At 39.9% G+C, this 2,964-nt stretch carries 2 protein-coding genes; both read left to right on the forward strand.

Annotation, left to right across the window (positions count from 1 at the left end):
* A partial coding sequence (locus tag WBV27_RS10160; protein WP_424201740.1) for a glycoside hydrolase family 3 C-terminal domain-containing protein occupies positions 1 to 1,010 on the forward strand: 1,010 nt, incomplete at its 5' end.
* Between the two features lie 335 nt (positions 1,011 to 1,345).
* Positions 1,346 to 2,473 (forward strand): PD-(D/E)XK nuclease family protein, encoded by a 1,128-nt coding sequence (locus tag WBV27_RS10165; protein WP_424201742.1) that lies wholly within the window; start codon positions 1,346 to 1,348, stop codon positions 2,471 to 2,473.
* The last annotated feature ends 491 nt before the right edge of the window (positions 2,474 to 2,964 follow it).

Below are 2,964 nucleotides of genomic sequence, written 5' to 3' on the forward strand. Positions count from 1 at the left end.
AAACGCCGACTCTAAAACAAGCCTTCTTTGAAGCTTTTCCTGAAGGAAACGTACTTGTTTCAGCAGGATGCCCAATGATTGAAGCTGATTTTTTGAAGGATAGTTTTGGCAGCTACCACACGGCAGAAAGCACTAGTCTAGACGAAGCGCAAGAATTCAATCGTGCAATTGATTATGCGAATGAAGCGGATATCATTGTCATGGCTGTAGGAGAGCACCACCTTCAAAGTGGAGAAGGCGGCAGCCGGGCGCAATTGAATTTGCCCGAAGTTCAGAAATCCTTTATCAAGGCAGTAAAGGCGCTGAATAAACCGATTATCGGTGTAGTTTTTAGCGGCAGGCCGCTGGATTTAAGAGATGAATTCCAACAATTTGATGCGCTTATTGAAGCTTGGTATCCAGGAACTGAGGGGGCAGGAGCAATCGTCGACATTTTGATAGGAAAAGCGAATCCCTCAGGTCGATTGAGCATGACCTTCCCCTATGAAGTGGGACAAGTTCCGATTCACTATAATGAATTTAGCACAGGTCGTCCATTAGCGGATTCCAGCCATAGCAAGCGATTCACATCTAGGTACATTGATGCGCCCAACAAACCGTTGTTTCCTTTTGGTTACGGCTTGTCGTATACGCACTTTGAGTACTCCGATCTCAAAATAAGTCAAAAACAGATATCTGAAAAATCTGGGATAACCGCCTCGGTTACTGTGAAGAACAACGGTAACTATATCGGAAAAGAAACGGTACAGCTTTATCTCCGTGACTTGGTGGGAAGTGTAGTGCGGCCAGTAAAGGAGTTAAAGGCATTCCAACAAATCGTATTAAGTCCTGGAGAATCACAGACAGTGATTTTTGAGATAACAGAAGAAATGCTACGATTCCATAGAGCTGACATGAAGTATGCTTCAGAACCTGGAGAATTCCATGTTCTGATTGGCAGAAACAGTGAGGACTTGCTGAAGGCGGAATTCACTTTAACAGCGGAAGCTGGAGTGCTGGTTGAGTCCTGATCCTAGGATTAATACAATATAGCAAATTGAAACACAATCTTGTTTCTCTGCACGTTTTATGTGGAGGAATGAGATTGTGTTTTTGTGTGTTTGGTTATATATATTTGGAATCAAATAATTTTTATTAGCTGTTAAATAATTGAGAATAGTGGGATAATAGAACCAGATATTTTGCTTGTTATATAGTTAATTGAATTGATGTTTTTTCAAGCATAATTCTACGCTCTTGTTTTTAATTGAATTGTTCCACAGAAATATTTTCCACTTTTCCTCTTTTCCGAATAAGCATGTTTTTTATCAAAAAATCAACCACAAAACAAAAAGGAGCCCAACCCATGAATGCTACCATTTTCGATTTTTTAAGATCCTATGTGCCCAGTGATAAAAGAGATCCAAAAGAGGACTATCTGACGCAGTTGTTTGCTTGGCTACTAATGAACGTAGACGGCCTGAGACTAAAGTATTGCAAATACTTGTTGGCTAAAATTCCGAATAGCACATTTATTGTTAATGATTCTGACGACATCACGGTTGAGACGCAGAGAACACTGCCCAACGGAAAACGAATCGATTTGCTTATTACAGTAAATGGTATCGATGGATTTATTTGCGAGCATAAAATCTACAGTATGCTATCACCAAATCAACTTACAAATTACAGTAGCATGGCGAATAGTATCGGGTCCGGGTCATTCCATACCGTTTTGGTTACTTTAGGTACCTACCAATGGACGCAAAATGCGGATGTGAGTATTTTGTGGAGCAGCATATATCGGGATTTCCTTCAGGAGGAAATTAAAGGTTATGCTAAGGATTCAGTGAATTATTTTATGTTGGATCAAACACTCAGCTTTATGAAGAATAATAGTCTTGGGACATCCGGAGAAATCACTCCGGGGGCCATTGCTGGGTACTGGGAATCATTTGGGCTCAAAAATGCTGTTAATAATCTTGTTGAAAGCCTAGAGGGTAGAAGTTGGGAAATAGATTGCCCCAATTTACGACAATGCAATAGTTCAGGGTTTAATGGGAAACCAAAATACTCTAAGGAAAGATGGGGCAGAGTTGGGTTTGGGATATACACTAATTGGAGTCCTGGTATTTTCGTGGGTATCCTATGGGATTACTCGGATCACCGCATTGAACCGTTAAATAAAGAAAATGGCGGTCCAGACGTTGTAATACTGGTGGATATGCCTGAAAATGGCTACTCAAAGGTGATTAACACTCAAGCGTGCACGGATTATTTTGACAAACTGAACCAAAACCATGGGGATTTTGATCTGATCAATTACCCTGACTTAGAGGGGGATTGGAGATTGACCGTCTTACGGAAATCATTGAGTGATGTGTTGCTGGGTAAACAAAATGGAGCCGAACAAGCGGATGCATTGTATGAAACATTTTGTGAGGGCATCAATATACTTACTGATGGTGGGGACTTAGGCAGATTGAACTGGTAGCAGTTAAGAAGTTTAGTGTATTAAGGTTGAAGCCAAATCAACACTATTTTTCGTTAGGCAAAGTTAATTCTCTACAGCTAAATTATTCAAAACAGCAAGCCCCTAATTTCCGATATCCAATCGGAGACTGGGGGCTTGCTGTTTTCTTTTTGGGGGATGGTTCTGAGCCCAGCCGAATTCGGACACAGGTTTATACTCATGCAGAAAGAAATTAAAAATGGAAGTGATTGCATAAAATTACTTTTGTCAATTTACATTGGTGACAAAAGTATATAGACTGTGAGGTGGGAGAGTGATGATAGGGTGCGAAATGTAAGCAAAATGATGGTTATAATTGTCTCTGTTTGTGTCATCGCGGTTTCATCCATCTATTATAATTATAAATTCGTCAGATATGATAGTGAAAAAATTGTTTTTGGCGCTACTTATATGACCATGAATAACAGCTTTTACAAGGCCATAACAGATGAAATAGAAAAACAAATCAATGA

Source organism: Trichococcus sp. (assembly GCF_049589555.1).
Classification (GTDB): Bacteria; Bacillota; Bacilli; order Lactobacillales; family Aerococcaceae; genus Trichococcus.

Bases quoted from the DNA above. Each gene is read 5' to 3' on its own strand.
- WBV27_RS10165 (WP_424201742.1), top strand. From the start codon at position 1,346: ATGAATGCTACCATTTTCGATTTTTTAAGATCCTATGTGCCCAGTGAT.